Raw genomic sequence first — 22,243 nt, forward strand, 5'->3', positions numbered from 1 at the left:
CCCTTACGACTCCGCTTCGACCACCACGGACAATGGCAGGGGAACCATGGCCTATAAAAATATTATCGTTGAGATCGAAGATCACATCTGTCTGATCAAGCTCAACCGACCCGATGCACTGAACGCGCTGAATCTTGACCTGCTGGGCGAACTTGGTGACGCCTTGGCGGACGCTCAGAAGAATGACAAGGCACGATGCATCGTGATCACCGGATCCGAAAAAGCCTTCGCCGCCGGGGCAGACATCAAGATGATGGCCGAGAAAAGCTTCGTCGATGTCTTTGCCGGTGACCTGTTTACACCAGAAGAAGACGCGATCATGCGCATTCGCAAGCCGATCATTGCAGCCGTATCCGGCTATGCGCTGGGCGGTGGCTGCGAGCTGGCCATGATGTGTGATTTTATCATTGCGGCCGACACTGCCAAGTTTGGCCAACCCGAGGTGAACCTTGGTGTGATGGCTGGCATGGGCGGTAGCCAGCGCCTGACCAAGCTGGTCGGTCGCGCCAAGTCCATGGACATGAACCTGACCGGCCGTTTCATGGACGCGGAAGAGGCAGAGCGTTCGGGGCTGGTCAGCCGCGTCGTACCCGCCAAGAAGCTGATGGACGAAGCCATGGCCGCGGCGGCCAAGATCTCTGAAAAGTCGATGATCACGGTTATGGCGATCAAGGAATCGGTGAACCGTGCCGAGCAACTGCCGCTGACCGAAGGCATCCTGTTTGAACGCCGCCTGTTCCATTCGCTCTTTGCGACCGAGGACCAGAAAGAAGGCATGGCGGCCTTTACCGAGAAGCGCGAACCGCAGTTCCGCGACAGGTAACACTTTTTATGGGTTCCCTTTGCGGAGGTTTTTCCGTAAAGGGTGCCGTCATACATGCGCGTGAGGCCCGCTTTGGCCAGAATCACCGGTTCTGAACCCGGTCGGGTGCTGGCGCGCAGCTATTGAAACGTAAACCACACCCGATGAAGGGAACAGACACATGGCAAATTCGCCCCAGTCCAAAAAACGCGCTCGCCAGAGCGAAGCCCGTTTCGCTGTAAACAAAGCCCGCCGTTCGCGCATCCGCACCTTCCTGCGCAAAGTCGAAGAAGCAATCGAATCCGGCGACAAAGAAGCTGCGTCGGCAGCTCTGAAAGCCGCACAACCCGAATTGATGCGCGGCGTGACCAAAGGCGTTTATCACAAGAACACCGCAGCCCGGAAAGTGTCTCGCCTGGCCGCACGGGTCAAAGCCCTGGGCTGATCCGATTCTGGTCAGAAGACCGGTTTTGAAAAACAGACGGAGCGTGTCCTCAAAGGCACGCTCCGTTCTCGTTTTCGGCGGCAAAAATTGCATTAGTGCAAGCGGCTTGGGATTCGTTTTCGGAAAGGATGAGTCAAGCACGAGTTTCTATTGCGTGATCCATCGGCGGGTTGCTAGTTTGCCTTCAGCGATTCACATCGCCGACTTGGGACTATGATACAATCAAGGGTAAGCCCTTGAAAAATTAGGTTAAAATTTGACCTGAAGATTGAATCGGAGTCTGTCCGGTGCAATCGACGCAAGTTTTTGTTTCCGACTTGGGGGTCGGGATGAGTGCAAGCGTCAATCAGTGTTTGTCGGACCATTTTTGGCCCGGCGCCTAATCCTATTGTTATGTCTCCCTGCCCGAAAGGGTGCCTCTGCAAACGACTCTGGTCTGACGCAGTGTGCATTCTGCGGTTCCGGGCACCTTGGTGAAGCGGCGTACACAGTTGCTGTGAATTGTTAAGCGTTTGCGCGCTTAAAGGGTCGAAAGTTGGGTAACAAAGGCTGCCAATGAACAGCCTGTTTAAGAAACCGGGTCGAGGTGACATGACGAACGAAGAATGGGGTCTTGTTCGAAACAAGCTGCAGAAGGCAGTCGGGCAGAACAACTATACCAATTGGATTGAACCGCTGGAATTTGCTGATCTGAAGAACGGCGTGGCCACGTTTCTGGTGCCAACCAATTTTATGGGCAATTGGGTAGATCGTAACTTCGGCGACAAAATTCTGCATCAGATGGTGGGGGAAGGCCTGAAGGTCTCGCGACTGGATTTCGAGGTTCCATCACGGACAGCCACGGCAAAACCGGCTTCGACGGTAGACGGCTCCGACTCGGCATCAGATCACGCGAAGTCTACCAAAACAGATCAGGGCGACCTGCCCGGCGCGCCGCTTTATGATCGGTTTACCTTTGACAATTTCGTGGTGGGCAAGCCCAACGAACTGGCCCACGCGGCCGCCCGTCGTGTTGCCGAAGGTGGCCCCGTCACATTCAACCCTCTGTTCCTGTATGGCGGTGTCGGATTGGGCAAGACCCACCTGATGCACGCCATCGCGCACGAGATGACGACCCGCAACCCGGACCTTCGTGTGGTCTATCTTTCCGCCGAGCAATTCATGTATCGCTTCGTGCAGGCTTTGCGCGAAAAGCAGATGATGGATTTCAAACAGCTGTTCCGCTCGGTCGATGTTCTGATGGTGGATGACGTGCAATTCATCGCGGGCAAAGACAGCACGCAAGAGGAATTCTTCCACACATTCAACGCGTTGGTGGACCAGAACAAGCAGATTATCATTTCCGGCGACCGCGCACCCGGCGAGATCAAGGACCTGGAAGACCGTATCAAAAGCCGACTGCAATGCGGCCTTGTAGTGGACCTGCACCCGACCGACTATGAGTTGCGGCTTGGTGTGCTTCAGAACAAGCTCAACGCGTATCGCGAACAGTATAATGGGTTGGTGATCGCAGATGGGGTGCTGGAATTCATCGCCCACCGCATTTCAACCAATGTGCGGGTTCTGGAAGGCGCGTTGATGCGTCTGTTCGCCTTCGCCTCGCTTGTCGGACGCGAAGTGACGTTGGAGCTGGCACAGGATTGCCTGGGCGACATCCTTCGCGCGTCGGATCGCAAGGTGACGGTGGAAGAAATCCAGCGCAAGGTCAGCGAACATTACAACATCCGGCTGTCTGACCTGATCGGCCCCAAACGCGTGCGCACCATCGCCCGTCCGCGTCAGATTGCCATGTATCTGGCCAAGCATATGACATCGCGGTCATTGCCGGAAATCGGCCGCCGGTTCGGCGGACGCGACCACACCACCGTCATGCATGGGGTGAAGCGAATTGACGAACTAAAAAGCGCCGACGACCAGATCGCCGAAGATCTTGAACTTCTGCGCCGTGCGCTTGAGGCCTGAATTGGCACCACAACGGCGGGTTTTGGGGCCTATCCCCTTGACCCGCCCGCGAAAGAATCAGACATTCCCAATAACAAATTGAGCCGGGCGGCGAACGTGATATGTTCCCCGCCCCGGTATCTGTCAGGAGTGGGACATGAAGATCAGTATCGAACGCGGCGCGCTGCTTAAGGCCGTGTCACAGGCGCAATCTGTTGTTGAACGCCGGAACACCATCCCAATCCTTGCCAATGTGCTGATCGAAGCCGAAGGCAACAGCGTGTCGTTCCGCGCCACCGATCTGGACATCGAAGTGGTCGACAAGACCGATGCCATGGTCGAACGCGCCGGGGCCACCACCGTTTCCGCCGTGACACTGCACGAGATTGTGCGCAAGCTGCCGGATGGCGCCTTGGTGCAACTGACCGATGATGGCGCAACGGGTCGCTTGACGGTCGAAGCTGGGCGTTCGAACTTCTCGCTGGCGACGCTGCCGAAAGAAGACTTCCCGGTGATGGCGTCGTCAGAGTATACGGCTAATTTTTCGGCCCCCGCACCGGTTCTGCGCCGACTGTTCGACAAGTCGAAATTTGCGATCTCGACCGAAGAGACGCGGTATTATCTGAACGGTGTCTATATGCATGTCACGGATGCCGAGGGTGGCAAGGTGCTGCGTTGCGTGGCCACCGACGGGCATCGTCTTGCCCGCATCGACGCCGACCTGCCCGCAGGCGCCGAGGGGATGCCCGGCGTCATCGTGCCGCGCAAGACCGTGGGCGAGATGCGTAAGCTGCTGGATGATGACGATGCGACCATCGCCGTGTCGGTGTCGGAAACCAAGATCCGCTTTGCAACGCCTGCGATCACACTGACGTCGAAGGTGATTGACGGCACCTTCCCCGACTACACCCGCGTCATCCCCACGGGCAACACCCGCAAGCTTGAGGTCGACGCGACCGAGTTTGCTCAGGCCGTCGACCGCGTCGCAACCGTGTCCAGCGAACGTTCGCGCGCGGTAAAGCTGCAACTGGACGAGGATCGCCTGATCCTGTCCGTGAACGCACCGGACGCCGGCGCCGCGGAAGAAGAGCTGGCCGTTGCCTATGGGGACGAGCGGCTGGAAATCGGGTTCAACGCCAAATACTTGCTTGAGATCGCCAGCCAGGTGGACCGCGAAAACGCTGTGTTCATGTTTAACTCGTCCGGCGACCCGACCTTGATGCGGGAAGGCAATGACACCAGCGCGGTCTATGTCGTCATGCCGATGCGGGTGTGACCGGAATCAGATCACGATCCCATGCCCCGACCGGGGCTTTGTCCGGTAAGACATTAGGGCGGGGCAAGTGATGCTGGCCTTGCGGGAGCTGACACTCAGCCATTTTCGAAGCCACCGGATTGCACGACTGACGCTTGACGGTCGCCCTGTCGCGATCCACGGCCGTAACGGGGCCGGCAAGACCAACATCCTTGAAGCGATATCTATGCTGTCACCGGGGCGCGGACTGCGGCGCGCGACGGCGGACGAGATGATCCGACGCCCCGAAGGCGTCGGATGGAAGGTCACCGCCACGCTGCAAAGCCTGCACCAGATGCACGAAGTCGAAACATGGGTCGAACAGGGCGGCGCGCGGCAGGTGCGCATTGACGACAAATCCGCCCCCCAGGTCGCTCTGGGTCGGATTGCCCGCATGGTTTGGCTGGTTCCGGTGATGGATCGGCTCTGGGTCGAAGGTGCCGATGGGCGCAGGCGGTTTCTGGACCGGATGACCATGAGCTTTGAGCCGCAACACGCAGTCTCTGTTCTGACCTATGAGAAGGCGATGCGCGAGCGGAACCGCCTTCTGAAAGACGGACAGCGTGACGGCCATTGGTACGATGCGCTGGAAGCGCAGATGGCGCGTGCCGCCGCTGAAATCGTCATGAACCGACGTGAGGCTTTATCGCTGTTGATCACGGCGCAGGCCGAAGCCGAAACCGCCTTTCCCGCTGCAGAATTGTCTCTAATCCAGCCCGATGAGGCCGAACTGCCGGACACAGAGACCGATCTCGCGCGAGCGTTTTCCGACAGCCGCCCCCGTGATCTGCTGGCTGGGCGCACCCTGATCGGCCCGCATCGTACGGATCTGGCCGCCATATATTCCGCGAAAGGTGTCGCCGCGCGGGATTGTTCAACCGGCGAGCAGAAAGCGCTCTTGGTGTCATTGATCCTCGCCAACAGCCGCGCGCTGGCGCGGGATTTTGGCGCACCACCCATCCTGCTGCTGGACGAAGTCGCGGCACATCTTGACGCAGGCCGCCGCGCCGCGCTTTATGACGAGGTTTGCGCGCTGGGGGCACAGGCTTTCATGACGGGCACAGGCCCCGAATTATTTGCAGAACTCGGCCACCGCGCCAGCCATTTTGAAGTCAGCGAAGCCGACGGCAGCTCGCGCATTGATGAGGTGACGATATGAAAACCAACCGCGTGACCCTGATCACCCTAGGCGTGGACAGCATCGAGCGGGCCTGCGCATTCTATCAGGCCATCGGATGGGAGCCGTCAGAGATCCTGCCCGAGGTTGCGTTCTTCGACATGAACGGCATGAAGTTGGGGTTTTTCACGCTCGACGGGCTGGCAAATGAAACCGGACGCCCGAAAGAAGATCTGAAGACCGGGGCGATGACACTGGCGCAGAATTTCACCAGCGAAGCCGAGGTCGACGCCGCCTTTGCCAAAGCGGTCGGTGCAGGGGCGACGGTCGTCACGCAGCCCACCAGAACCAACTGGGGCGGCTATTCCGGTTACATCGCCGATCCCGATGGACATCTGTGGGAATACGCCATGAACCCGTTTTGGGAATTGGATGAGGACGGCCATCTGAAATGACCATAACGCTGGCCGAGCTCGGCTTTTACATCGTCGGCCTATACATCCTGTTCCTGACCCCCGGCCCGGTCTGGGTGGCACTGGTGGCGCGCGTCATGGCTGGCGGGTTTGCGCAGGCCTGGCCCCTGGCGATGGGCGTCGCCATAGGGGACATCTTCTGGTCGGTTCTGGCGGCGCTTGGCATGGGTTGGGTGGCCTCCAGCTTTGGTGGTGCGATGCTGGTCCTGAAGATCGTGGCGGCGCTGTTCTTTATCTGGCTTGGCGTCACGATCATCCGCTCGGCCGATCACAAGATCACCAAGGATCGCAAGCTGACGCGCCCGGGCATCTGGGCGGGCTTTGTCGCGGGGCTGATCGTGATCCTGGCCAACCCGAAGGCCATTCTGTTCTACATGGGTGTCCTGCCCGGATTTTTTGATCTGTCCCGTCTGACCACGACGGACATTGTCGCGATTGGCACCGCATCGTTTATCGTGCCGCTCACCGGCAACCTCGCCATGGCATTTTTCATCGACCGCGCCCGCAAATTGCTGTCATCCCCGACAAGCCTGCGCCGCATGAATATGGCGGCGGGCAGCATGCTGATTCTGGTCGGAATCGTCATCCCGTTTACGTGAGCGGAAAACCGGTATGTTTGACACCAAATCTTGTGTCGGCTAGGTGACAACACCCCTGAAAATCACTATATTTTCCGGAACAAATAACAGGAAGGCCCTCATGGCTGATGACGCGCAGAACGGTGCCGAGTACGGCGCCGAATCCATTAAAGTTCTCAAAGGCTTAGAGGCGGTTCGCAAGCGTCCGGGCATGTATATCGGCGACACCGATGACGGGTCGGGCCTGCACCACATGGTGTACGAGGTCGTGGACAACGGCATTGACGAAGCCCTGGCCGGTCACGCGGACGCCGTGAATGTCACAATTCATGCGGACAACTCGGTCTCGGTGTCCGATAACGGACGGGGTATTCCCACCGACATCCACCAGGAAGAAGGCGTATCCGCCGCCGAGGTTATCATGACCCAGCTTCACGCTGGCGGTAAGTTCGACTCGAACTCCTACAAGGTATCAGGGGGCTTGCACGGCGTTGGGGTGTCCGTGGTGAACGCGCTGTCCGACTGGCTTGAGCTGCGCATCTGGCGTGGTGGCAAAGAGCACGTGGCCCGCTTTGAACGCGGCGAAACCGTCGAACACCTGAAGGTGGTCGGTGATTGCGGCGATCGCACCGGCACCGAGGTTCGGTTCCTGGCGTCGACCGATACGTTCTCGAACCTTGATTACCAGTTCAAGACGCTGGAAAACCGCCTGCGCGAGTTGAGCTTCCTGAACTCGGGCGTAAAGATCATCATCGAAGACGAACGCCCCGCCGAGAAACTGCGCACCGAACTGCATTATGACGGCGGCGTGAAGGAGTTCGTCAAATACCTCGACCGGTCAAAAACACCGCTGATGGACGAGCCGATCTTCGTCACCGGCGAAAAAGACGGCATCGGGGTCGAGGTCGCGATGTGGTGGAATGACGGCTATCACGAAAACGTCCTGCCCTTCACCAACAACATCCCCCAACGCGATGGCGGCACGCACCTTGCAGGCTTTCGCGGTGCGCTGACGCGGACCCTGAACCTCTATGCCAATTCGACGGGGCTGGCGAAGAAGGAAAAGGTCAACTTCACCGGTGACGACGCACGCGAAGGTCTGACCTGCGTGCTGTCAGTCAAAGTGCCCGATCCCAAGTTTTCGTCCCAGACCAAGGACAAGCTGGTCAGTTCCGAAGTGCGGCCCGCGGTCGAAGGGCTGATGAACGAGAAGTTGCAGGAGTGGTTCGACGAAAACCCGAACATCGCCAAGATGATCGTCGGCAAGATCATCGAAGCCGCACTGGCCCGCGAAGCCGCCCGCAAGGCGCGCGAAATGACGCGCAAGAAATCCTCGCTCGACGTGGCCTCGCTGCCCGGCAAACTGGCCGATTGTCAGGAGCGTGATCCGGCGAAACGCGAGTTGTTCATGGTCGAGGGGGATTCCGCCGGTGGATCGGCAAAACAGGGTCGATCCCGCCACAATCAGGCTGTTTTGCCCTTGCGCGGCAAGATCCTGAACGTCGAACGCGCGCGGTTTGACCGGATGCTGTCCAGCCAGGAAATCGGCACCATCATCACCGCTTTGGGCACTGGCATCGGGCGCGATGAATTCGACATCTCGAAACTGCGCTATCACAAGATCATCATCATGACCGATGCGGACGTGGACGGCGCGCATATCCGCACCCTGCTTCTGACCTTCTTCTTCCGTCAGATGCCAGAGCTGATCGAAGGCGGATACCTCTATATCGCGCAGCCGCCGCTCTATAAGGTCAGCCGCGGCAAGTCCGAGGTCTATGTGAAAGACCAGGTCGAACTGGAAGATTACCTGATCACGCAAGGCATCGACGGGACAGTCCTGCGGCTTGCGAACGGCGAAGAAATCGCCGGTGCCGATCTGACCCGCGTGGTCGAAGCCGCACGCAGCTTCCGCCGCATTCTGGACGCCTTCCCCACCCATTATCCGCGCAACATTCTGGAACAGGCCGCCCTTGCCGGCGGGTTCGACCCCGGTCGCGCCGATGCCGACCTGCAAGCCGTGGCTGAAAGCGTGGCGGCACGACTGGACAAGGTGGCTGTGGAGTATGAACGCGGTTGGCAGGGTCGGATCACCCAAGACCACGGCATTCGTCTGGCACGTATCCTGCGCGGGGTCGAAGAGATCCGCACTTTGGACGGTGCTGTTCTTCGTTCGGGCGAGGCACGCCGCCTGTCCGAAGTCTCGAAAGAGACACGCGATGTTTATCGCAACAGCTCTAACCTTATTCGCAAGGACCGCGAGGTTCTTGTGCAGGGGCCGATCGACCTGTTGCAGGCCATTCTGGCGGAAGGCGAGAAAGGTTTGACGCTGCAGCGATACAAAGGGTTGGGCGAGATGAACCCGGACCAACTGTGGGAAACCACACTGGATCCCGAAGCCCGCACACTGCTTCAAGTGAAGGTGGAAGATCTGGCGGATGCCGACGATCTGTTCACCAAACTGATGGGCGATGTCGTGGAACCACGCCGCGAATTCATCCAGCAAAACGCCCTGTCGGTCGAAAATCTGGATTTCTGATCTTCCAGGGTTTTGAGCTGCGCGTGGCATTGCCCGACAGTCACAAAGAAGGGGCTGACTTATGTCAGCCCCTTCTTAATTTGTGTTGTGTCGGGAAGCTAAGCTTTCCGGCGGCGGCCAAGCGCACCAAGTGCGCCCAGGCCTGCGATCAACATCAGACCAGCCGCGGGCACCGGCACGGGTGCAACAGTGAGGTTGTCAAAGGCAACACCGATACCCCGCGTCTTGGTACCGGTGAACACGAAATCCATCGACATGATGCTGTTTTCGGCAGCGTCAAAGGAAAATGACCAAGCCTGACCATTCAGCGACCTTGCGTCGCTTGTGTTCATGAATGTCGGGCTCAGGATGCTGGACGTGAGCCCATCCCTATGCGTTGCGACCACTTCCCAACCTTCGGACCCTTGCGACCTGTTTCCGTCAATGTCCCAGATCTCGGCGGTGACGCTTGACGCTCCACCAAGGAACGTCAACGAAAAGACCGGGTTGACCTGCCCCAGATTGCCCGAGAGCGCGGTCGTCGATCTTAGAAAGAAGCCGCCCAACGAGCTGGTCGCAGAGGCAGATTCAGCATCATAGGCCCCCATCGGGTCATTCATAAACCCTTGGCGCTGGCCATCAGCACCGCCACTTGCTTCTACCGACATCGTGTTGTTGGAAGCGGTTGAGATTTGAACGTTGGACGCGACACCATTGGAGTCAAGCAATGCTTCGCCGTCACCCAAAACCTGATTGTCCAAATATCCAGACTCGAAATTAATTACTGTCGCTGCGTTGCCCATGACCGGCGAAACAGCCATTCCCAAGGCAACAATTGGTATTAATGCTTTAATTCTATTAAACATAATCAAACTCCACGAAACTCTAAACTGTCCGTATATCGCACCGATCAAACAGGGTAGTCCACGCTTTTCGCACAATTTCGCCCTAAAGTAGCCACATTTCGAATCAGAAGAACAACCGTTCTAGTTTGGCGAGAATGATCTGCTCATATCATGAGTCTCGGCGGGTGAGTCGGGCGTCTGGAAGGTGGTTGACGAATCGGTTCGCGATACGCCCGTGACGGGTATTGAGACCACGTTACACGCTGCATCCTAGCCGCAGATGCCACTCGGAATGGCAACTGGTCCTGTCCGGCGACGTCAGGCACCCGTCGACACGCAACATGCTGCTACGGCTTCGCGCAACGGCTCATGTCTTGAAAGCTGGGCTAAGGATGTCTGGGCTATTCCGGTGGTGCCGCTGAAGGGACTCGAACCCCCGACCCCATCATTACGAATGACGTGCTCTACCAGCTGAGCTACAGCGGCCCACAGATGGCTGCCGGGCCGATACGACGCAGCAGCGATCGGGGTTTTAGACGCGGGTTAGGCGCTGTGCAAGCGAATTTCACGCAATCGAGACGGGTCGCAACAGATTTATGCGACACCATCAATCATCCAACAGCGACGATCACTGGGGTTTTGGCGTATCGCTTGCCGATGCCGTTTCAGGTTCAAGCACTTCGGCCTCTAAAACCGCATCTTCGGATCCGTCATCCGGGTCCAGAAGCTCGGCTGAGTCATCAACGTCCTCATCGGCCCCGACGATCATCGGCAGCATCTCGGCACCGCCCTGCATTGCGTGATCGGTTTCCGGCGCGGGTTTCCAAGCCAGTGTGTCGAAGCCTTCACAGCCATCACAGATCGGGGTCCACGCCGCATGGACATGATTGCAGTTCTCGCACACCCATTGCGGACCACGCGGCGCTGTAACAGCACGGGCCAACAGCGCGCGCACCGTCTGATCATCGGCCCCTTCACCGCGTTCGATCGCCGCCAGAAGCGTCAGGGCACGCTGGCTGGGCAGGACATCCGGCAGATCGCCCAGCGCCGCACGGGCTGCTGCGTAGTCCTCGGACGCGATGTTCAGCTCGGTCAGCAGCATTCGCGTCTCGGGGTCGCCATCACGATGCTTGGTCAGCGCACGGAACCGCACCAGCCGTTCAGCGGGTGTTTCGTCCGGCACGATCTCGGCAAAGGCGGCGGCAATATCCGGATGTGGTTGGGCCGTCCAGGCCTTGACCAGAACCCGCGTGGCATAGCGTGGCTTCCCCGTTTCAATATAGGTGCGGGCTGCCATGACGGCGGCAGGCACCAGATCGGGCGACAGACGATTGGCTTCGATCGCGGCTTCGCGCGCCTTGATGTCATTGCCTTCGTTCAGAACCCCCTTGGCTTCGGACAACGCCAAGACCGCATCGCGACGTTTGTGCACATCGCGCGGCAGGTCGCCGTATTTCAACTTGGCGCCCAGCGTCTTGCGCGCACCCGACCAGTCATTGTGGCGGGCCTGCAGGCCAAGCAAAACATCCTGCGTTTCCGTATGGCGAGGCTTCAGAGCGAACGCCTTTTGCGCCAACTTCATCGCGGTCTCGGTGTCCCCCTCGGTCAGCTTCTGCTTCATGATGCCGCGCACACCGACAAACTGGGTTCGCTCATCTTTCAACAAACGGCGATACACTTCCCCCGCCTTCCGCTTGTCGCCCGTCATCTCGGCGGCCTGCGCCGTCAGAAGGTTGGTCAGTTCAGGACGGTTCAGATATTTCTCGGCACGGCTGGCCTTCGACATGGCGGTGCTGCCTTCGCCAGACGCCAGCGCGATCATACCTTCTGCCAAAGCCTCGTATCCTTTGCGTTCACGCGACCGGTCAAAATAGCGTGAAATTGCGGTTTCGTCGCCGTTTACGAACCGGATAAACGCCACGACCAGACCAAGCACAATGATTGCAAGCCAGATGGCCACCACCAGAAGAACCCCGGCGATCACAGCCTGAAGCGGCTCAAGGTTAAACTCTGTTGAACCAACGGCAATACGAATGCCGCCTTCGGTTTCCATCAGGAACCCAGCCCCCAGTGTCAGCAAGGCGATGGCAGTCACGAAAAGGATAATCTTGAAAAGAGACCAAAGCATCGGCGCGTCCTTAATTGCTGTTCACTTGCTGGGCCAGGGCTTGTGCAGCCTCAAGCGCGTCTTTGCGGGCGGTGGCTTGCTCGATCCAGCCGTCAAGCGCGGGTTTGCCGGCGTCTGGCATGGCCTCAAGCTCGGTCAGTGCCGCGGCGATCCGCCCATCCTTCAACGCGGCTTCGGCGCGCGACAGGATCGCGTCTGGATCATCCCCTTCCTTCGGTTCAAGCGACCGGGCGCCCAGCTGCGTGCGTAAAAACGCGGTTACACGATCCATCTGACCCCCCTCAACAGCCGCCCGGATCGACGCATCCAGTGCATCGCGTGCGGCTTCGGGAAAACGTGCCTGCAAGGTGGCCAGTGTCACGATCCCCGTTTCCGCATGAGCGGACAGGGCGACAGGCGCGTTAGAACCCGCATTCTCGGTCAGATCGAACAGCGCATCGCCATAGGGTTGCCCGCTTTCCAGTGATGCCAACACACGCGACATCGCCGCCCGTGCAGCCGCGGCTTTGGCAGCCTCGGCGGCGCTAACCTCAAGCGTTTGTGCCTGATCCTGCGCATTCCCAATGCGCTCAAGCTCTGCGTCCAGCATCTGGCGCATCTGCTGCAACTCGCGCTCATACGCCGCTGCCGCTGCAGCGGCGGCTTCCATGCCGGATCCTTGCGGCAGTTTCTCGACCGTGTGAACGCGGTTTTCCAGATCCGTCAGCTTCTCAGACATTGCATCGTATTGGACGCGCAGCTGGTCCAGTTGACCGGTCATTTCGCCACGAAGCTGATCCAATCCGGTATCGCTCTGCAATTCGGTCAGCGCAGAGGATTGCGTCGCCGCTGTATCCTCGACACCCGACACCCGATCGCCCAGTTCCGTCAGCTTGACCTCGACCGGGTCCACTTCGGGTTGGCTGACAAAGGGCCATTGATCGGGATAGCGCGCCGCACCGAAACCCAACGCCGCCGTCACCGCCCCACCCAACAGCAGCGGCAAAAATGTCGATCCGCCGCGCGCGGCTGGCCGCTCGTGAACTTCGGCAGTTGCGTCTTCGGCAAGCTGAGTGTCGATATCGGTTTCAACCGCTTCTAGATCAGTTTCAGGCTTCGATGTGTCCGCGCCTGGATTTTCAATGTCAGACCCTGCCTGATCCGACGCATCGGGTTCAGACGCCTCGTTCTTCTTCTCCGCCTCTACGGTTTGGGGTTCGTCAACGACAACTGCATCCTCGACCGTTTCGGGCGTGTCCTTGGCTGGTTTGCGGGATTTGGCCAATTTCGGAACCTCTCGAATCTCTTAAAGAAAAACACGGCACGTCTGTGGTTTCAGCTTAACTTGCGACCCCCGGTGGCTCAAGCAAGGTCAGTGTCGCAGGCCGCTATTATCCGATCCGCCATCGCCGCCCCGGTGGGCGAGGAAACGACTTCGCACGGTCCACCTGTCTCGGCGCGCCAGACCTCGGCAACAGCGCTGCTGATCGCGATGACATGAACATCGGCCCCGACCCGATCAACCGCCTGCCCAACCAAGCGTGCCGAACGCGGCGAAAAAAGGGGAAGGATTGATGGTCTCTCCCCCTCCAAAACGGTTCGGGCTGCATCGGTCAGCGGCAGGTCTTCTTGCTGATACGTCTGAACGGAACGGGCCTTGATCGACCGCTTTGCCAGCGCGTCCGGGATATCCGTGGCCACATGCGTTCCGCGTAGGTAAAGCACGAAACCCGGATCGGGCTGGATTTCCATCCAGGCAAGCAACGACATCGCATCCAGCGCGCAATGGCGCACGTCGCCCCCTGCCTGCCTTGCCGCCTCGGCGGTGCGCGCACCGACACACAGGACAGGCCTGCCATCAAGGGGCCCGTGAATTGCGTGGGCTGACGTGGCGATGATGACATCCGCACCTGTAAGGTCGGGCCAGTCCCCGGTTGCCGTGATTTTCATGATCGGAGAGCGAACAACCGGCACATCGCGACCCAAGGTTTCTCTGATCTGATCCAACAGTTGGTCGGCGCTTTGCTCAGGCCGGGTCAGAACCAGCGTCTTTGGGGTGGACATGATAAGCCTGCCGGGATTGTCTGATTTGTCCTGTGGTGTTACCCCGACCAAAGGCCGTTCCGCAACCAATCCCGTTTGGACCAGACCGCGATGACTGACACGATTACCCTGTTGGGGCTGGAAAGCTCTTGCGATGACACGGCGGCGGCGGTGGTGCGGCATATGCCCGGCCAAGCGCCACAGATCTTGTCGTCCGTCGTGGCGGGGCAAACCGCATTACATGCTGATTTCGGTGGCGTTGTGCCAGAAATCGCGGCCCGCGCCCATGCCGAAAAACTGGATATTTGCGTGGAAGAGGCTCTGTTGCAGGCGAATCTGCAACTGCGAGACTTGGATGGGATCGCCGTCACCGCAGGGCCCGGGCTGATCGGTGGGGTCGTGGCCGGTGTTATGTGCGCCAAAGGGTTGGCAGCCGGATCCGGCCTACCGCTGATCGGCGTAAACCATCTGGCCGGTCATGCCCTGACCCCACGCCTGACGGATCAAACCGTGTTTCCTTACCTGATGCTGCTGGTGTCCGGTGGCCATTGTCAGTTTCTGATCGCAAAGGGACCGGAGGACTTTCAAAGGCTCGGCGGCACCATCGACGACGCCCCCGGCGAAGCGTTCGACAAGACCGCGAAGCTTCTGGCCCTGCCGCAACCCGGCGGGCCGTCGGTCGAGGTCGAGGCGCGCAACGGCGACCCTGAACGGTTCAGGTTCCCCCGCCCACTGTTGGACCGGCCGGGATGTGACATGAGTTTTTCAGGATTGAAAACCGCCCTGCTGCGGGAACGGGACCGGTTGGTCAGCGAACATGGCGGGTTGCGCCGCACCGACCGCGCCGATCTTTGTGCCGGGTTTCAGGCTGCTGTGACCGACGTTCTGGCCGAAAAATCACGCCGGGCGCTGACAGAATATCTGACCTTGGCGCCGTCCTCTCCCACGCTCGCCGTGGCTGGCGGTGTGGCCGCTAATATGACCATTCGTGGTGCGTTAGAGACTGTTTGTGATCAAGCCAACGTGGCATTTCTTGCCCCACCGCTTGCCTTGTGCACGGACAATGCCGCGATGATCGCCTGGGCCGGGATCGAACGGTTTCGCACAGGCGCGCGCGACGATATGACCCTGCAGGCCCGGCCAAGATGGCCTCTGGACCAGCACGCCCCCGCCATGCTTGGATCGGGGAAGAAAGGGGCAAAAGCATGAGTGTTTCAGTCTTGGGCGCGGGCGCCTTCGGCACCGCCCTGGCAATCTCACTGGCGCGCGCCGGGCAACCGGTGACGCTGTGGGCGCGCGATCTGGCCGGAATGGACACAGCACGCGAGAACACCCGCCGCCTGCCGGGCTTCACCTTTCCTGAAACACTGGACGTCACAGACAACCTGTCTGACGCTGCCCACTCCAACATCCTGCTGTTGGCGGTCCCGATGCAATCCCTTGCCGGGTTCCTGTCAGAGCACGCAGCGCTTCTGAACGGCAAGACCCTTGTGGCCTGCTGTAAAGGCATTGACCTGACCACGGGCCTTGGTCCGGCCGAGATCATCCGCCGCACCTGCCCCGCAGCGATCCCCGCCATCTTGTCGGGGCCAAGCTTTGCCGTCGACATCGCCGCTGGCTTGCCAACGGCGCTGACACTGGCGGTCGAAGATGGACACGCGCTGCAAGCTGCCCTGTCCACCCCAAACATCCGCCTTTATCGCAGCTCGGATCTGATCGGAGTCGAAATCGGTGGCGCCTTGAAAAACGTGGTGGCCATCGCCTGTGGCATTACGCTTGGTGCAGGGCTTGGTGAGAGTGCCCACGCCGCGTTGATGACACGAGGCTTCGCCGAGATGCAGCGACTTGCCCTGTCACGCGGCGCCCGACCGGAAACCTTATCTGGACTGTCAGGTTTTGGTGATCTTGCGCTTACCTGTTCATCCGAAAAATCACGAAACTTCGCTTATGGCCTTGCCCTTGGTCGGGGCGAACCGGTGCCCGAAGGCACGACCGTCGAAGGCAAGGCAACAGCAAAAGCAGTCTCTAACCTTGCCCAAACGCTGGGTCTGGACATGCCCATTGCCGATATGGTCGTCGCCGTTCTTGAAAAACATCTGACTGTGAAAGAAGCTGCGGACATGTTGCTGACGCGGCCCTTGAAGGAGGAATAACATGCTGACAGCGCTAATTTGCACCGACAAACCCGGTGCGATTGATATCCGAAAAGCCAACCGCGACGCCCATCTGGCCTATATCAAGGACACCGGCGTTGTGGCACAGGCCGGGCCGTTTCTGGACGCTGATGGTGTGATGTGCGGATCGCTTGTGATCTTGGATGTCGCTGACCGCGACGCGGCGCAGGCCTGGGCTGACGGCGACCCCTATGCCAAGGCGGGCCTGTTTTCGAACGTCCGCATCGAACAATGGAACAAGGTGGTGGGCTAATGGCATACTGGCTTTTCAAATCCGAAGTCTCGACCTGGAGCTGGGATCAACAGGTCGCCAAAGGTGACGCAGGCGAAGAATGGGATGGCGTGCGCAACTATCAGGCGCGCAACCATATGCGGGACATGAAGATCGGCGATCTGGGCTTCTTCTATCACTCGCAAAAGGAAAAAGAGATCGTGGGCATCGTCGAGGTTATCGCCGAAAGCCATCCCGACAGCACCACCGATGATGAGCGTTGGGACTGCGTGGACATCAAGGCCGTGCGACCGCTGAAAAACCCGGTGACGCTGGCCATGTGCAAAGAAGACCCGCGCCTTGCGGATATGGTACTGGTCAACAACAGCCGACTGTCAGTTCAGCCCGTGACGAAAAAGGAATGGGACACCATTCTTTCGCTTTCCGGCGACAGCGAATAGATTTTGTGCAATCATATCCGCACCATAAACGCGCACAGGAGGAGAGTTTATGTTGCAGGTGTTAATTGCCGCCATCGCGGGATACGCGTTTGGTGCGGTGTGGTACATGGCGCTGGCCAAGCAGTGGGTAAAAGCGACCGGTATCGCTGTCGACGAAAACGGAAAGCCCGTCGACAAATCACCGGTGCCGTTCATCGTTGCATTCATCAGTGCGATTATCGTTGCCGGAATGATGCGGCACATATTCGTCATGGCGGGCATTGATACGGTCGGGAAGGGCCTGATCACAGGCTTGGGGCTGGGTCTGTTTGTTGTGGCACCCTGGATCGCGAACAATGTGATGTTTGGCAATCGCGACAAAAGCCTGATCTGGATCGACGGTGGCTATGCCGCAGGCGGATGTGCGGTGATCGGGTTGGTGCTTGCCCTGTTCTGATATTCTGAAAAACAAGAAAGGAGGGGCTGACGTCTCGGCCCCTCCTTTCCACCCCACGTGCTCCCCAGCACCACAAGCGACTTTGAAATTCGGGTCCAGCCATCCTAGCCTTCAGTTGGACATTAGCGGCCTGCGCATCACCGCGCAAGCATGCTTTGTATACAATATTATTCGAAATCAATAAGTTAATGCTTCATTAATAAAGGCGCCGCCGAAATGGCAGCGCCCTCGCATCACGTCTTTACAGCTTAGCCGTAGACGGATTCCTTACCGAAATGCTTGACAAGCATGTAATACACGACGGCGCGATACTTGTTGCGCTCGCTCCGGCCATAAGTGTCGATAACGGCGTTGATTGCATCCATCAGTTGCGGACCATCGGCCAGCCCCAGTTTCTTGACCAGGAAATTGTCTTTCACGGTCTCAAGCTCGCTGTCCTGACCGGCTGCAACGGTTGACGCATCGGCATTATAGATCGCAGGGCCGCAACCAATGGTCACCTTGGTCAGAAGATCCATATCCGGTGTCATGCCACATTTCGATTTCAGATCATCGGCATATTTAGCAATCAGTTCGTCACGTTTACCCATTTTGGTCTCCCATAAATTTTACCAATAGGCCGAGGCCCAATTCGTCAACGAGACTAAGCACAATCTTAAATTGGTCAAAGGAAAAGTTTGCCGCCGTATTCCCCCTAGGCATCTGGTTCGATTTCACGCAGGATGTCACCGATCGCATGTTTTTTGTAATGGAGGAAACTATGGGTCTTTGGAGTTTTGTGAAGGGCGCAGGAAAATCACTGTTCGGTGGCGGGGATGAAACAGCCTCGGCAGACAGCCTGAACAAGGAAGTGGCTGATCTGGGCATCGACACATCCGGTTTGGATATCAAGGTAGACGGCGAAAAGGTTACCGTCAAAGGCGGTGAAAACCTGAGCGCGGAAGATCGCGAAAAGGTCATTCTGGCGGTCGGCAATGTCGAAGGCGTCGCCGAGGTCGAAGCCGATCTGGACAACGAACCGACATTCCACACGGTTGAAAAAGGTGACACGCTTTGGGCGATTGCCGAGAAAACACTTGGCAACGGCGCACGCTATAAAGAGATCTTTGAAGCCAACAAGCCGATGCTGAAGGATCCTGACCTGATCTATCCGGGCCAGAACCTGCGCATCCCCGGCTAAGACAGACGTATAGTATTCAGAACGGCCCGCTCACCTGCGGGCCGTTTTTGCTTGCAAAATCAACCCCTGCGGCAATTTTCGCCTTGTGGCAAAAGACAAGTCGCTGTCTGATCCGCAGAAACCTGCAAGCGAGGATCAGAAAGTCGATGGCATCTTATTTGAAATCCACCCCCACCCGTGACGGCATGTTCGGAGATTATGGCGGCGCTATGTTGCCACCGCCGCTTGAGCCACACTTCAAGGAAATCCGCGAAGCGTATGATCGCATTTCGAAGTCCGCCGATTTCATCGCCGAGCTTCGCCACATCCGCAAGCACTTCCAGGGGCGTCCGACGCCGGTGTCCTATTTGAAAAACCTGTCGAACCTGTCAGGCGGCGCGCAGATTTATGCCAAACGCGAGGATTTGAACCACACCGGCGCGCATAAACTGAACCACTGTATGGGCGAAGGTCTTCTGGCCAAGTTCATGGGCAAGACAAAGCTGATGGCCGAAACCGGCGCGGGGCAACACGGGGTCGCATTGGCCACCGCTGCTGCCTATTTCGGCTTGGAATGTGAAATTCACATGGGCGAGATCGACATCGCCAAAGAAGCCCCCAACGTCACCCGCATGAAGCTGCTGGGCGCCGAGGTCGTGCCGGTGGGCTTCGGCGGACGTTCGCTGAAAGAGGCGGTGGACAGCTGTTTCGGCAGCTATATGGAGCAAGCCGACCAAGCGTTGTTCGCCATCGGATCCGTCGTGGGTCCGCACCCGTTCCCGATGATGGTCCGCGACTTCCAGCACGTCGTGGGTGTCGAAGCGCGCGAGCAGTTTGTCGAGATGACCGGCGGTCTACCCGATATGGTTGCCGCCTGCGTCGGTGGCGGATCAAACGCGATGGGCCTGTTTTCGGGCTTCATCGACGATGATGATGTGGCGCTTTATGGCGTCGAGCCAATGGGCACCTCGTCGAAACTGGGTGAACACGCCGCGACCATCACCTTCGGCGAAGACGGCGACATTCACGGCTTCCGCACCATGGTTCTGAAAGACGAAAACGGTGAACCTGCCCCCGTGCACACCGTCGCCTCGGGTCTGGACTATCCGGGCGTTGGGCCAGAGCACGCCCACCTTCATCGCATCGGCAAGGCCAACTACACTGCTGCAAATGACAAAGAGGCATTGGACGCGTTCTTCGCGCTAAGCCGGCACGAGGGCATCATCCCGGCGCTGGAAAGCGCCCATGCCGTTGCCTTTGCGATGCGGGAAGCCCCGAAAAATCCGGGCAAGTCGATCCTGATCAACCTGTCAGGGCGCGGTGACAAGGACATCGACTATGTGACCGAAACCTTCGGGTTTGGTGACTAACCCAGCTTGGCCCTGCATCCGAGATGATGTGGGGCCATCCTATCGGCAATATCCCCAGCCTGTGTTCTCCAGATGGAAATGATCGGCGTGCAGTTGATTGTAGTCCGGTCCAAGCACCAGTCGAAACCAATCACATGACCCACGCCAGATGCGCCGAAGGAACGCAGCTTCGGGGCCGTCACCATCCCAATCCTTTAACAATGATAGCTGGCGACCGTCAGCCAGTCGCACGCCTGTGATGTCGATCGCATTTGCTTTGGCGTGGCTGCTCCATCGCCCTTCTGTGCCGCGGCTGGTGCGCATCTTGCGGCAATTATAGCTGCCAATCTGGGTGATCGCGGCGACTTCGCTGCCCAGCACTTCGCGTGCAGCAGGTTGGACGACATGTTCTTCCCACATCGCAAGCCGCAAGGCGGTTTCACAACGGGTTTCGACCCTATTCATGCGCGAATTGGGCAATGTTGACAGAAGACCTCGCCCTTCGATTCCGCAGTTTTCATCCACCTCAAGGTCGGACATAGGGTCAAACACAACACCCGCCTGGTCCAGAACGGAACGGCATTCTGCGACATCATCCAACGCGCGCATCATCTGCAACCGGGTGACGACCGTGACCGGAGCACCAATCGTCAATCGTTTGGTCGGGTTCCAATGATCAGGTAACGGGCCACCCGGTCGCAATAGGAACCACATCGCCACAAGCCCAAGCAGCACCGCCGAAAACAGCGCAGATAAAACAGAAAGCGCCGCCCTGCGAAACACGGGGCGGCGCTGTGGTTCATCGTTCATAATGCGGAGTTAGTAACGATAATGCTCGGGCTTGAACGGCCCTTCAGGTGTCACACCGATATAAGACGCCTGATCGCTGCTCAGCTTGGACAGCTTCACGCCGATCCGGTCCAGATGCAGACGGGCGACTTTTTCGTCCAGATGCTTGGGCAGGATGTAGACGTCGTTCTTGTACTCATCCCCCTTGGTCCACAGCTCGATCTGGGCCAGCACCTGATTGGTGAAGGATGCCGACATCACGAAGGACGGGTGGCCGGTGGCATTGCCAAGGTTCAGCAGGCGGCCTTCGGACAGCAGGATGATGCGGTTGCCCGAGGGCATCTCGATCATGTCCACTTGATCCTTGATGTTGGTCCACTTGTGGTTCTTCAGGTTCGCCACCTGAATTTCATTGTCGAAATGGCCGATGTTGCCGACAATCGCCATGTCCTTCATCGCGCGCATATGCTCGATGCGGATGACGTCTTTGTTGCCGGTGGTGGTGATGAAAATGTCGGCGCTGTCCACAGCGTCTTCCAGCGTCACAACCTCGAACCCGTCCATTGCCGCTTGCAACGCGCAGATCGGGTCGATTTCAGTCACTTTCACGCGGGCACCTGCACCGCGAAGAGACGCGGCCGAGCCTTTGCCCACATCGCCATAACCACAAACCACGGCAACCTTACCGGCCATCATCGTGTCGGTGGCGCGGCGGATGCCGTCGACCAGCGATTCCTTACAGCCGTATTTGTTGTCGAATTTCGACTTGGTGACCGAGTCGTTCACGTTGATCGCCGGGAAGGGCAGTTGGCCGTTCTTCACCAGATCATACAAGCGGTGCACGCCGGTGGTGGTCTCTTCCGAGACACCTTTGATCTGCGCGCGCATCTTGGTGAACCAACCGGGGCTGGCCTCCATGCGCTTCTTGATCTGTGCGTGGATCACGGTCTCTTCTTCCGAACCGGGCACACCCAGATCTTCGCCAGCTTCGGCGCGGGCGCCCAGCAGGATGTACAGTGTCGCGTCGCCGCCATCGTCCAGGATCAGGTTCGGACCTTCCGGGAATTGGAACGATTTATCCAGATAATCCCAGTGCTCTTCCAGCGATTGGCCTTTGATGGCGAAAACCGGAACGCCAGCTTCGGCAATCGCGGCAGCCGCGTGGTCTTGGGTCGAGAAGATGTTGCACGACGCCCAGCGCACATCGGCGCCCAGCGCGACCAGCGTTTCAATCAGAACCGCAGTTTGAATGGTCATGTGCAGCGAACCGACGATCCGCGCACCCGCCAAAGGTTTGCTTTCGCCATATTCGTCGCGCAGCGCCATCAGGCCGGGCATTTCGGTTTCGGCGATGTCCAGCTCCTTGCGCCCGAACTCGGCAAGGTTGATGTCTTTGACAATATAATCTTTGGTCACGGTGTTTCTCCGGTGCAGAACCCAATACGTTTGGCAGGTGCCGTAGCATTCTATTGGCAGGCTGGCAATCAAGCCCGATTGACTT

Annotated in this window: 22 protein-coding genes and 1 tRNA gene; 15 read left to right on the forward strand and 8 right to left on the reverse strand. The window is 58.6% G+C overall.

Annotated elements, in window-relative coordinates; genetic code table 11:
- Nucleotides 1-46: 46 nt before the first annotated feature.
- The 8 genes from J3R80_RS06385 to gyrB all read left to right on the forward strand — a co-directional run bounded on the left by J3R80_RS06385 (nucleotide 47) and on the right by gyrB (nucleotide 9,189).
- Entirely contained in the window at nucleotides 47-823 is a 777-nt protein-coding gene (locus J3R80_RS06385) for an enoyl-CoA hydratase (protein WP_275392930.1), read from the forward strand.
- A 160-nt stretch (nucleotides 824-983) separates the two neighbouring features.
- Nucleotides 984-1,247 (forward strand): 30S ribosomal protein S20, encoded by a 264-nt coding sequence (rpsT, locus tag J3R80_RS06390; protein ID WP_275392931.1) that lies wholly within the window; start codon nucleotides 984-986, stop codon nucleotides 1,245-1,247.
- A 591-nt stretch (nucleotides 1,248-1,838) separates the two neighbouring features.
- Nucleotides 1,839-3,209 (forward strand): chromosomal replication initiator protein DnaA, encoded by a 1,371-nt coding sequence (gene dnaA / locus J3R80_RS06395; protein WP_275392932.1) that lies wholly within the window; start codon nucleotides 1,839-1,841, stop codon nucleotides 3,207-3,209.
- Between the two features lie 136 nt (nucleotides 3,210-3,345).
- Nucleotides 3,346-4,464 carry a DNA polymerase III subunit beta gene (dnaN, locus tag J3R80_RS06400; RefSeq protein WP_275392933.1) on the forward strand — a complete coding sequence of 373 codons (1,119 nt, stop codon included), beginning with the start codon at nucleotides 3,346-3,348 and terminating at the stop codon, nucleotides 4,462-4,464.
- 70 nt (nucleotides 4,465-4,534) lie between these two features.
- Complete coding sequence (recF, locus tag J3R80_RS06405; RefSeq protein ID WP_275392934.1) at nucleotides 4,535-5,641, forward strand: DNA replication/repair protein RecF; 1,107 nt, start codon at nucleotides 4,535-4,537, stop codon at nucleotides 5,639-5,641.
- Nucleotides 5,638-6,054 carry a VOC family protein gene (locus J3R80_RS06410; protein WP_275392935.1) on the forward strand — a complete coding sequence of 139 codons (417 nt, stop codon included), beginning with the start codon at nucleotides 5,638-5,640 and terminating at the stop codon, nucleotides 6,052-6,054. The genes recF and J3R80_RS06410 overlap by 4 nt, the downstream gene beginning before the upstream one ends.
- Nucleotides 6,051-6,671, forward strand: coding sequence for a LysE family translocator (locus J3R80_RS06415; protein WP_275392936.1), 621 nt, complete (start codon nucleotides 6,051-6,053; stop codon nucleotides 6,669-6,671). The genes J3R80_RS06410 and J3R80_RS06415 overlap by 4 nt, the downstream gene beginning before the upstream one ends.
- Before the next feature lie 100 nt (nucleotides 6,672-6,771).
- Nucleotides 6,772-9,189, forward strand: coding sequence for a DNA topoisomerase (ATP-hydrolyzing) subunit B (gene gyrB / locus J3R80_RS06420; protein WP_275392937.1), 2,418 nt, complete (start codon nucleotides 6,772-6,774; stop codon nucleotides 9,187-9,189).
- Nucleotides 9,190-9,287: 98 nt separating this feature from the next.
- On the opposite strand, the gene J3R80_RS06425 is transcribed toward gyrB, so the two are convergent.
- The 5 genes from J3R80_RS06425 to J3R80_RS06445 all read right to left on the reverse strand — a co-directional run bounded on the left by J3R80_RS06425 (nucleotide 9,288) and on the right by J3R80_RS06445 (nucleotide 14,184).
- Entirely contained in the window at nucleotides 9,288-9,989 is a 702-nt protein-coding gene (locus J3R80_RS06425; protein WP_275392938.1) for a VPLPA-CTERM sorting domain-containing protein, read from the reverse strand.
- 434 nt (nucleotides 9,990-10,423) lie between these two features.
- Nucleotides 10,424-10,499 (reverse strand) — tRNA-Thr (locus J3R80_RS06430).
- Between the two features lie 142 nt (nucleotides 10,500-10,641).
- Nucleotides 10,642-12,141 (reverse strand): heme biosynthesis HemY N-terminal domain-containing protein, encoded by a 1,500-nt coding sequence (locus J3R80_RS06435; RefSeq protein ID WP_275392939.1) that lies wholly within the window; start codon nucleotides 12,139-12,141, stop codon nucleotides 10,642-10,644.
- A 10-nt stretch (nucleotides 12,142-12,151) separates the two neighbouring features.
- Nucleotides 12,152-13,405 carry a hypothetical protein gene (locus J3R80_RS06440; protein WP_275392940.1) on the reverse strand — a complete coding sequence of 418 codons (1,254 nt, stop codon included), beginning with the start codon at nucleotides 13,403-13,405 and terminating at the stop codon, nucleotides 12,152-12,154.
- 77 nt (nucleotides 13,406-13,482) lie between these two features.
- Nucleotides 13,483-14,184 (reverse strand): uroporphyrinogen-III synthase, encoded by a 702-nt coding sequence (locus tag J3R80_RS06445; RefSeq protein WP_275392941.1) that lies wholly within the window; start codon nucleotides 14,182-14,184, stop codon nucleotides 13,483-13,485.
- 90 nt (nucleotides 14,185-14,274) lie between these two features.
- Between J3R80_RS06445 and tsaD the strand changes: the two genes are divergently transcribed.
- The 5 genes from tsaD to J3R80_RS06470 are packed head-to-tail and all read left to right on the forward strand — an operon-like array spanning nucleotide 14,275 to nucleotide 17,445.
- Nucleotides 14,275-15,372: a tRNA (adenosine(37)-N6)-threonylcarbamoyltransferase complex transferase subunit TsaD gene (gene tsaD, locus J3R80_RS06450; RefSeq protein ID WP_275392942.1), complete on the forward strand. Its 1,098-nt coding sequence runs from the start codon at nucleotides 14,275-14,277 to the stop codon at nucleotides 15,370-15,372.
- Entirely contained in the window at nucleotides 15,369-16,316 is a 948-nt protein-coding gene (locus tag J3R80_RS06455) for an NAD(P)H-dependent glycerol-3-phosphate dehydrogenase (protein ID WP_275392943.1), read from the forward strand. The genes tsaD and J3R80_RS06455 overlap by 4 nt, the downstream gene beginning before the upstream one ends.
- A gap of 1 nt (nucleotide 16,317) precedes the next feature.
- Nucleotides 16,318-16,590 carry a YciI family protein gene (locus J3R80_RS06460; RefSeq protein ID WP_275392944.1) on the forward strand — a complete coding sequence of 91 codons (273 nt, stop codon included), beginning with the start codon at nucleotides 16,318-16,320 and terminating at the stop codon, nucleotides 16,588-16,590.
- Complete coding sequence (locus tag J3R80_RS06465; protein ID WP_275392945.1) at nucleotides 16,590-17,009, forward strand: EVE domain-containing protein; 420 nt, start codon at nucleotides 16,590-16,592, stop codon at nucleotides 17,007-17,009. The genes J3R80_RS06460 and J3R80_RS06465 overlap by 1 nt, the downstream gene beginning before the upstream one ends.
- Before the next feature lie 49 nt (nucleotides 17,010-17,058).
- Complete coding sequence (locus J3R80_RS06470; protein WP_275392946.1) at nucleotides 17,059-17,445, forward strand: DUF1761 domain-containing protein; 387 nt, start codon at nucleotides 17,059-17,061, stop codon at nucleotides 17,443-17,445.
- A 248-nt stretch (nucleotides 17,446-17,693) separates the two neighbouring features.
- Here the strand turns inward: J3R80_RS06470 and J3R80_RS06475 are convergent, their stop codons facing one another.
- Nucleotides 17,694-18,035 (reverse strand): DUF2853 family protein, encoded by a 342-nt coding sequence (locus J3R80_RS06475; protein WP_275392947.1) that lies wholly within the window; start codon nucleotides 18,033-18,035, stop codon nucleotides 17,694-17,696.
- A 170-nt stretch (nucleotides 18,036-18,205) separates the two neighbouring features.
- Here J3R80_RS06475 and lysM point away from each other — a divergent pair, with 170 nt between their 5' ends.
- Nucleotides 18,206-18,625 carry a peptidoglycan-binding protein LysM gene (gene lysM, locus J3R80_RS06480; protein WP_275392948.1) on the forward strand — a complete coding sequence of 140 codons (420 nt, stop codon included), beginning with the start codon at nucleotides 18,206-18,208 and terminating at the stop codon, nucleotides 18,623-18,625.
- 146 nt (nucleotides 18,626-18,771) lie between these two features.
- Nucleotides 18,772-19,974: a tryptophan synthase subunit beta gene (trpB, locus tag J3R80_RS06485; protein WP_275392949.1), complete on the forward strand. Its 1,203-nt coding sequence runs from the start codon at nucleotides 18,772-18,774 to the stop codon at nucleotides 19,972-19,974.
- Between the two features lie 39 nt (nucleotides 19,975-20,013).
- Here trpB and J3R80_RS06490 read toward each other — a convergent pair whose 3' ends face one another.
- Nucleotides 20,014-20,763 (reverse strand): extensin family protein, encoded by a 750-nt coding sequence (locus J3R80_RS06490; RefSeq protein ID WP_275392950.1) that lies wholly within the window; start codon nucleotides 20,761-20,763, stop codon nucleotides 20,014-20,016.
- 9 nt (nucleotides 20,764-20,772) lie between these two features.
- Complete coding sequence (gene ahcY / locus J3R80_RS06495) at nucleotides 20,773-22,158, reverse strand: adenosylhomocysteinase (protein ID WP_275392951.1); 1,386 nt, start codon at nucleotides 22,156-22,158, stop codon at nucleotides 20,773-20,775.
- Between the last annotated feature and the right edge of the window lie 85 nt (nucleotides 22,159-22,243).

The organism is Aliiroseovarius sp. Z3 (assembly GCF_029105185.1).
In the GTDB taxonomy this organism is placed as follows: domain Bacteria; phylum Pseudomonadota; class Alphaproteobacteria; order Rhodobacterales; family Rhodobacteraceae; genus Aliiroseovarius.